The organism is [Clostridium] polysaccharolyticum (assembly GCF_900111595.1).
Classification (GTDB): domain Bacteria; phylum Bacillota; class Clostridia; order Lachnospirales; family Lachnospiraceae; genus Clostridium_AI; species Clostridium_AI polysaccharolyticum.
This window is the reverse complement of record NZ_FOHN01000030.1, coordinates 23,453-32,704: the sequence shown is the minus strand read 5'-3', so window position 1 is coordinate 32,704 and position 9,252 is coordinate 23,453. Positions and strand designations below refer to the sequence as shown.

The 9,252-nt window shown below is 33.9% G+C and carries 8 protein-coding genes; 7 read left to right on the top strand and 1 reads right to left on the bottom strand.

Annotated features, from left to right (window positions below; translation table 11 throughout):
* The coding region (locus BMY85_RS13535; protein WP_143066396.1) for a transposase at positions 1–537 on the bottom strand (537 nt) is incomplete at its 3' end.
* A gap of 168 nt (positions 538–705) precedes the next feature.
* Between BMY85_RS13535 and BMY85_RS13530 the strand changes: the two genes are divergently transcribed.
* The 7 genes from BMY85_RS13530 (at position 706) to prfB (ending at position 9,225) form a co-directional block, all read left to right on the top strand.
* Positions 706–1,071 carry a mediterrocin family bacteriocin gene (locus BMY85_RS13530; RefSeq protein WP_092478801.1) on the top strand — a complete coding sequence of 122 codons (366 nt, stop codon included), beginning with the start codon at positions 706–708 and terminating at the stop codon, positions 1,069–1,071.
* Positions 1,072–1,153: 82 nt separating this feature from the next.
* Positions 1,154–3,082 carry a hypothetical protein gene (locus tag BMY85_RS13525; protein ID WP_092478800.1) on the top strand — a complete coding sequence of 643 codons (1,929 nt, stop codon included), beginning with the start codon at positions 1,154–1,156 and terminating at the stop codon, positions 3,080–3,082.
* A gap of 15 nt (positions 3,083–3,097) precedes the next feature.
* Positions 3,098–3,706, top strand: a complete 609-nt coding sequence (locus BMY85_RS13520) for an ATP-binding cassette domain-containing protein (protein ID WP_092478799.1) — start codon at positions 3,098–3,100, stop codon at positions 3,704–3,706.
* Positions 3,703–4,143 (top strand): hypothetical protein, encoded by a 441-nt coding sequence (locus BMY85_RS13515; RefSeq protein ID WP_092478798.1) that lies wholly within the window; start codon positions 3,703–3,705, stop codon positions 4,141–4,143. Before BMY85_RS13520 ends, BMY85_RS13515 begins: the two co-directional genes overlap by 4 nt.
* Before the next feature lie 536 nt (positions 4,144–4,679).
* Positions 4,680–5,213 carry a ribosome hibernation-promoting factor, HPF/YfiA family gene (hpf, locus tag BMY85_RS13510; RefSeq protein ID WP_092478797.1) on the top strand — a complete coding sequence of 178 codons (534 nt, stop codon included), beginning with the start codon at positions 4,680–4,682 and terminating at the stop codon, positions 5,211–5,213.
* A 271-nt stretch (positions 5,214–5,484) separates the two neighbouring features.
* Positions 5,485–8,058, top strand: a complete 2,574-nt coding sequence (gene secA / locus BMY85_RS13505) for a preprotein translocase subunit SecA (protein WP_092478796.1) — start codon at positions 5,485–5,487, stop codon at positions 8,056–8,058.
* A gap of 59 nt (positions 8,059–8,117) precedes the next feature.
* A protein-coding gene (prfB, locus tag BMY85_RS13500) for a peptide chain release factor 2 (protein WP_143066395.1) occupies positions 8,118–9,225 on the top strand; the annotation gives its coding sequence in 2 pieces (ribosomal slippage) (positions 8,118–8,192 and positions 8,194–9,225; 1,107 coding nt in all).
* Positions 9,226–9,252: the final 27 nt, after the last annotated feature.

Here is a 9,252-nt window from a genome sequence, read left to right as displayed (position 1 = left end):
CAGTTTCTTTGCTTTTTTAAAGGCTTTCAGCTGCTTGATAATTCGGTTGGCATACTTTGGATTATTTTCCGTAACCCAGGCTTCAATGCCGGAAGTATCGAAAAGTAACATGGAAGCCTTGCAGGTATCAATTTTGTGGCATATCGGTTCGGTCAGGTCTGCAAGACTGTCGAACATGGATTGTAAGTCAGGCAGAAAGTCCTGCTTAAAACGGGTGAATTTAGAAGCATCAGGGACTGTATCAAAACCACAGAAATCACGAAGCTCTTGGGAATGCTTCAAAAAGGTAATCAGGAGCGAGTCAGTTGGAATCGAGAAAATGCGTTGTAGCAACAAAGCCCAAAGCATGGCATAAAGCTGATGTTTACGTGGCCTGCCGGTGGAAGCGTAAAAATGTAAGACAAAAGATGCCAGGACAATTTCATCAAGGTTAATGGTTTGTTCGAGAATTTCAAGAAATTCATATTTGCTGTTTTCAAATTTATTTTGGCAATCTGTAAAAAAATCTTCCAAAGAAAGCTGTTTGTATGGTATCATATAGATGCAACTCCTTTCGGGTGTAGGTGAATTGTTTTCGACAACTCAATTTTACCACAAACCAGTGAGGAGTTGTTTTATTTTGTTATAAAAAATACCTTGATTTTATAAGGGGTATAGCGTTTCGCAAACGCCTATTATAAAGTTATGGTGAGAGGAGAAAATATTATGAGAATTTCATTGAAAAAAGGAATAGCACTTGCTTTGACAGGTGTTGCTGTTTCTGGTTTGTTTTTTGGAGGGGAGAGTGTGCTAATAACTGCAGGTAGTATAGAGGCTAGTGCCTCATCTTTTTCAAAACCTTGGGAACGATATAAATCGGGTGATAATGATAATGCAGAATTAACTTATGGGTATAATACTTGGGCAATAGATGAAGATTATGCGTGGGCGAAGCATAATACAAAATCACATTATGCATCTTTAAAAAATGGGACAGGATGGCATACTGGTTCGGGAAAAGGGGCAGGCAGTCTTTCTAGAGTTGATGTAACACACTCAGGATCGTCTGTAAGTTATTATAATAATTATTAGATTGTAAATAAAAACAGGAAATTAGGATTTGAAGGTCTAATTTCCTGTTTTTAGTAAAATGAATGTTAATATAGGTGGAGTTATGAAAAAAATAAAATACATTTCTAGTATCTTAATAATTGCATTTATTTTCTTATTTATTGGAGATATGTATGTATGGAATATAGATTATTTTGAAACAGAATACATAACAACAACAATGTATCAGCCACTAAATAAGTCTAAAAAGGAAATGTTTGGTGAGATTGAAAAGACTGCCAAAAAAAACAATTGCTTCGTATTTACGGTAGTGCGAAATATTGATACTGTATATTCGGAGACGGTAACTGTGTATGGAATGGATGGAGTGAAAGAAGCGGTTTCTAAGAAATCAAGCATTCAGACTGGAAAATATCGAAGTGCCATTTTAGGGGATGTAGAGGTGAAAATGGCAAGTTTTTTAGAGATTCCTGAGAAATGTGACGTAGAGTTTTTTTATTTTATTGGAAAATTAGAGGATGCCAGAGCTTGTAAACGTGAGCTAGTGGATATCTATGGCGGAAGTGTTCCGAAAATAGGATATGTTTCTTTTCATGCAATTCGTAATGTAATGATTATATGGGCAATAGGAATCCTATTTATTTTATTACTTACGTTATTTGAGACTACATTACTAAAAAAAGAAATGATTATCCGGTTTTTATATGGAGAAAGTTTATCAAATTTGGTTTTAAAGCGAATAATATGTGATATAGTGGCTTGTATAGGATATTCCGCTTTCTTATTTATAATATTGAAGTATGGTTTGCAGATACATGTAGATTATCATATAAAAATCAGCATAATCAGCATAATCAGCTTTTGTTTGCTAAATTCACTTGTTTATTTAAGAATTCTTTTTGCAAATTATAAAAGTGCTCTGAGTATGGGTAAGAGTGACAAAAACATATTAAAATTTAGCTACGCATTTAAAATAGGGACAATTATTGTGGTTTCGATAATGATGTCAGTTGGCATTGAGATGATTGCTAGTGGGTATGGTTACTGGTGTCAAAAAGATTTTTTTGAACAATATAAAGACTATTCTTATGTATCAGTAGCAGCTAAAGATGGAACGATGGAGACAACAGAAAAATTAATGCTGGAGTTACTAGCAAAAAAGAATAAAGAGAGAAAAGCTTTTTTTAGTGTATATCTAGATAATGGATTTTTTAGCAGAAGACCTTGTATTATGTGCAATGAAAGTTCTCTTCCGTATATGCAAGAGCATATTAAGCTGTTAAAAGGTTTAAAATTTAATAAAAAAGTTTATTTTATTGTACCAGAAATAAAAAAAGAGATGGCAGTAGAAGAGTTAAAAATGCTGTCTGAAATGTATAAAAAACAGAAAGCAGATTATGAAGTGATAACATATAAGGATACTATTGATATAATGGGAATTTCAAATCAAGGAAAAATTGTAACTCAGTATTATAAAAAACCGAATCTTATTCTGGATATGACAGGGACATTTAATTATTTTAATGGTATTTATATGACACAGGCTTGTATGTTCAAATTTAATGATGCAGAATGGAAAGAGTATCTGAACCAAAATGATATTTCAGAAGAACTGACTTTTATAACCAATGTGTATAGTAATTATAAGCATATATTAAAAAGTTATCAAAGGATTCTATTTCTAGGTTCAGTTTTGCTTTTTATTTTGCTTATTATTGAAATAATTGTGGTACGAACTGTTATATATTATGAGTGTACGATTAATTCTGTAGAATTGGCAATAAGGACAACACTGGGAGAAACTATTTTGGAAAAATATCAGAGGCTCTTTTTATCTACTTTTATCTCCTTGTTATTAAGTGGAATAAGTTGCTTTATAATTGCCAGCAAGCTGTCGCAAATATCGCCTTACTATATATTAACTGGATTTTTAATACTGGGTTTAGCTGAACTTGGAATATTGCTTGGTTTTGTAAGACGAATAGAAAAAGCCAGTGTACAAAGAATATTAAAAGGAAATATGTCATTATAGTTATGGAGGAGCGGTATGATCGAAATTGTAAACTTAAAAAAATCATTTGGTGATAAAGTATTATTTGATAATTTGAATCTTTCTATTAAGACTGGAGAATTCATTGTGTTTTCAGGTGCGAGTGGATGTGGTAAAACAACATTATTAAACATGATTGGCTCACTTGAAGAATATAATTCAGGTAAAATTATAGTAGATGGAATGGACATCCGTAAAAGAAGAAACCAGCAAAAATATTTAAGTCAAAAAGTTGGTTTCTTATTTCAGAATTTCGCACTAGTTGAACAAAAGACGGTAAAGCAAAATTTGAATATGATTAAAAAAATTAATCGATCGGGAGTGGATATGGCAGATGCTTTAGAAAAAGTTGGGTTGCCTCAGGTAGAAAATGAAAAAATATATACACTTTCTGGAGGGGAACAGCAAAGAATTGCACTAGCAAGACTAATTATGAAAAAATGTGATTTAATTTTGTGTGATGAGCCAACAGGTTCTCTGGATCGAGAAAATGGAAAAAAGATTATGGGGATTATTAAAGAGATGAATAAAGAAGGAAAAACTGTTGTTTTGGTTACTCATGATGAAGAATTCAAGAAAGAAGGGAGCAGAATCATAGAGTTATGAAAAAGAAATTAAATGTAAAAAGAATTGCTGTAATGTGTGTGATACTATTTGCTGGGTATAATTTGCTGTGGGCAGGATGGAGATTTTGTCGATATCACCCATATGGAAAAGGAATGAAGGTATTTAGAAAACACATGAGTTATGTGTATACAGATCAAGATGGGTATTTATACAATGTAAAACAGCCAGATTACCTGATTTATTCAGGAAACCTGTGCGTTGCAGCACCAGACGAGAGTTGTGCTTTGCTTATCTGGCCTAATATAGTAAAAGGATATCGATATGGCGCACAAGTTAATAAGAACAACATTACATATAGTATTATGTTAGAAAATGACTTAAATCCACGAGATATGCAATATTCAGATTTAATAAGTGAGTATTCAGATAGAATACAAGAATTAAAAAATAAAGCAGCCAAGCAATGGAATATTTAGAATAATATTTTTATTGTCAGAAAATTTAAAATTAAAAGAAGTATTCTAGAAAAGAGATATATAAAGATTACAAGCAATATGCACAAAATTTAAGAGTCTTTTTGCCTATATTGTTTTTTTCTTTTTTTGCTATGTGGAAATGTGAAAAAAATAATCCACATAGTATGTACTATATTTTATGGTTTTTTTGAGTTATACACAAAGTTATCCACTTTATCCACAGTGTATAAGGTGTATAACTTTGAGGATAAAAAGTGTCAATATCGAAAGTTTGTTTTGTTTTATTTGTCCTATATCGGTTTTATCAGGTTAAAGAAAAATCTTAAAATGTTAAAAATGAATTGTCACACAATTTACACTAGAAACTGAAATATAAGTAAAAATAATATTAAGTGTCTGTAAAATGATTCTTAACAATAGGTGTGCTACTTGAAATACAAGGGTAGTATGGTATAATGTCTTTGTACTCGATTTATTAATTATTACATCCTTTTGGGGCATAATTAATAAAAAAAAGACAAAAGGAGTTGGTTTATATGCGTTATATAATTAGTGGAAAAAATATTGATGTAACTGATGGTTTAAAATCAGCTATTTATGACAAGATCGGAAAGTTAGAGAAGTATTTCACTCCTGATACAGAGGTACACGTTACACTAAGTGTAGAAAAGGAAAGACAGAAGATAGAAGTGACGATTCCTATGAAAGGAAATATCGTAAGGGCAGAACAGGTATCTGAGGATATGTATGTTTCGATTGACTTAGTAGAAGAAATAATAGAACGTCAGATTAACAAATATAAAAGCAAGATTCTTGAACAGAAACAGGCAGCTGTAAACTTTAACAAGAGCTTTGTAGAAGAAGAGATTGATGAAGAAGATGAAGAAGAAATTAATATCATCCGAACAAAAAGGTTTGCAGTGAAACCAATGGATCCAGAAGAAGCATGCGTGCAGATGGAATTGCTTGGACATAATTTCTTTGTATTCCGTAATGCGTATACAAATGAAGTAAATGTAGTTTATAAGAGAAAAGCTAATACATATGGTTTAATTGAACCAGAGTTCTAAAGGAGATAAAAAGAACCCATGAGCATTATGGGTTCTTTTTTTGGGTATAAAGCATATCTAGTAAATCATTTTTAAGCAAATACAAACAAAGGTATTAGAAAAACAGTAATGCAAAAGATGTAGCAATATTGTATGCATACTGTATATGAGAATGGAAAAAATAAGTTGATTGAACACTTATTGAATGGTACAATGTAATATGGGTTATAGAAAATAAAATTCGATAAAACACAATTGCATTATCGGAAAAAAGAGTACAGGAGTGAAGCTAATGAGTATTATTACAAAGCTTTTAGGAACGCATAGCGAACGCGAATTGAAGAGGATCTATCCTATTGCTGATAGCATAGAGGCACTTGACGAAGAATATCAAGCACTGACTGATGAGCAGTTAAAAGCAAAAACAGAAGAGTTTAAATTAAGATTAAGTAAAGGTGAAACATTAGACGATATTTTAGTCGAAGCTTATGCTACAGTAAGAGAAGCTGCTTCTCGTGTTTTAAAAATAAAGCATTATCGTGTTCAGCTAATAGGTGGTATCATTCTGCATCAAGGAAGAATTACTGAGATGCGAACAGGTGAAGGAAAAACACTTGTTTCTACTCTGCCAGCTTACTTAAATGCTCTTGAAGGAAAAGGTGTTCATATCGTAACTGTCAATGATTATCTGGCAAAACGTGATGCAGAAGAGATGGGACAGATTCATAAGTTTTTAGGACTTACTGTTGGATGTGTTTTAAATGGTATGGATAACGACGAAAGAAGAGCAGCATATAATTGTGATATTACGTATGCTACTAATAACGAATTAGGTTTTGACTACTTAAGAGATAATATGGTCATTTATAAAGAACAGCTAGTACAGCGTGATTTGCATTATGCTGTAATTGATGAGGTTGACTCTATTTTAATTGATGAAGCAAGAACACCACTTATTATTTCAGGTCAGAGCGGAAAATCAACTAAGCTTTACGAAGCATGTGATATCCTTGCAAGACAATTGGAAAAAGGTACTGAAAAAGAATTAAGTAAGATGGATGTCTTAATGAAGGAAGACAATGAAGAAACAGGAGACTTTATTGTTAATGAAAAAGACAAAGTTGTGTCTTTAACGGAAGAAGGTATTGCAAAGGTAGAAAAATTCTTCCATTTAGATAACTTTGCAGATCCTGAGAATCTGGAAATACAGCACAATATTATACTTGCATTACGTGCAAACTACTTGATGTTTAAGGACAAAGATTATGTTGTGAAAGATGATGAAGTTTTGATTGTTGACGAGTTTACAGGCCGTATTATGCCAGGAAGACGTTATTCCGATGGTTTGCATCAGGCTATTGAAGCGAAAGAGCACGTAAAAGTAAAAAGAGAGAGCAAAACACTTGCAACAATTACTTTCCAGAACTTCTTTAATAAATATAATAAGAAATCCGGTATGACAGGTACAGCTATCACAGAAGAACAGGAATTCCGTAATATCTATGGCATGGATGTTATTGAAGTGCCAACGAATCTTCCAGTAGCTAGAATTGATTATCAGGATGCTGTATATAAGACTAGAAGAGAAAAACTGAATGCGATTGTAGAAGAAATTACAGAATGCTATCAGAAAGGCCAGCCAGTATTAGTTGGCACAATTACCATTGAAGCATCAGAAGAAATTAGCGCAATGCTTAAGAAACGTGGTATTCCACATAAGGTTCTGAATGCTAAGTTCCACGAATTAGAAGCTGAGATTGTTGCAGATGCTGGACAAAGAGGTGCTGTTACAATTGCAACTAATATGGCAGGACGTGGTACTGATATTAAGCTTGGTGAAGGGGTACAGGAAATTGGCGGACTGAAAATCATAGGTACAGAGCGCCATGAGTCCAGGCGTATTGATAATCAGTTACGTGGGCGTGCAGGCCGTCAGGGAGATCCGGGTGAATCAAGATTCTATCTGTCATTAGAAGATGATCTGCTTCGTCTGTTTGGTTCCGACCGATTAATGACGATATTTAATTCATTAGGCTTCCCAGAGGGAGAACCAATCGAGCACAAAATGCTTAGCAATACAATTGAAAAGGCACAGAAGAAGATAGAAAATAACAATTACGGTATTCGTAAAAACTTATTAGAATACGATGAAGTAAATAATGAACAGCGTGAAATTATTTACGCAGAGAGAAGAAAAGTTCTTGATGGCGAAAGCATGCGTGATACTATCTATAAGATGATAGCTGACGTAATTGAAAGAACAGTTGATCGTGTAATCAACGATGAACAGGATGCAGAAGAGTGGGATCTTCATGAGCTGAATGAATTATTGCTTCCTATTTTTCCAATGGAAGAAATCGTTCTTACGGAGGATCAGATAAAACACCTGAAGAAGAAAGAACTGGTTCAGGAGTTAAAAGAAAAAGCAGTGAAGCTTTATGAAGAAAAGGAAGCTGAGTTCCCAGAACCAGAACAGATTCGTGAGATTGAACGTGTACTTCTTCTTAAAGTAATAGATCATAAATGGATGGATCATATTGATGATATGGATCAGCTTCGTACAGGGGTTGGTTTACAGGCTTATGGACAAAAAGATCCAGCAATGGAATACAAATTTATGGGATATGAAATGTTTGAAGAAATGACAGAGGCTATTTCGGAGGAAACAGTGAAAGCCTTAATGCATGTTCGTATTGAACAAAACATTGAAAGAGAGCAGGTGGCAAAAGTAACAAGTACGAATAAAGACGAAACTGTTGCAAAAGGCCCTGTTCGAAGAACAGAAAGAAAAATTCAGCCTAACGATCCATGTCCATGTGGAAGTGGTATGAAATATAAATTCTGTTGCGGCAAAAAGGTTATTTAAAACTAAGAGAAAGAAACAGTATTAATATACTCGATTTGAAAGAGGAAAGGGGCGATTGCGTGGTTGAACTAGATCAATTTAAATATAAACTAGCGAACTATAAAGAACCGTTAAAAGAAGTGGGGGATTCACTTTGACCTGGCTAACAAAGTTCTAAGAATAGAAGAGTTAGAAAAGGAGATGGAAGCTCCAGGTTTTTGGGATGATACAGATAAATCACAAAAAGTTATGAAAGAACTAAAAGGTCTGAAAGGAACAAAGGAACGATATGAAGCACTCTGCGGTTCCTATGAAGATATTGAAACTTTATTGGAAATAGGATATGAAGAAAGTGATGCTTCATTAATTCCGGAAATCGAGTCTTCTTTAAATGAGTTTATAACGGATCTGGAAGAACTTCGTATATCAACGCTTCTTTCGGATGAATATGATAGCAATGACGCTATTCTGAGACTGAATGCCGGTGCAGGCGGTACAGAAAGCTGCGACTGGGCAAGCATGCTTTGCAGAATGTATCAAAAATGGGCAGATAAGAAAGGATTTACCTGTGAAGTTATTGATTTTTTAGACGGTGATGAAGCAGGCTTAAAGTCTGTCACATTAGAGATAAGAGGACAAAATGCATATGGGTATTTAAAGTCAGAACGAGGAGTGCACCGTCTGGTTCGTATATCACCATTTAATGCAGCAGGCAAAAGACAGACATCCTTTGTGTCTTGTGATGTAATGCCAGATATTGAAGAAGATATTGACATAGAAGTTTCGGATGATGATATTCGTATAGACACTTATCGCTCTAGTGGAGCGGGTGGACAGCATATTAATAAGACATCATCAGCAATTCGGATTACGCACTTTCCTACTGGTATTGTAGTTCAATGTCAAAATGAACGTTCTCAGTTTCAAAACAAAGACAAGGCGATGCAGATGCTGAAAGCAAAACTTTATATGCTTAAGAAAGAAGAAAACCAGCAGGCAGAAGCGCAAATTCGTGGAGAAATGAAAGAGATTGGCTGGGGAAGCCAGATACGTTCGTATGTTATGCAGCCATATACCTTAGTGAAGGACCATAGAACAAATGAAGAAATCGGTAATGTAAGCAGTGTTTTAGATGGTAATATCGATCCCTTTATTAACGCCTATTTAAAATGGTCAGTAAGCAGGTAGATATTCTCTAAAGTAGCATAGTACTTT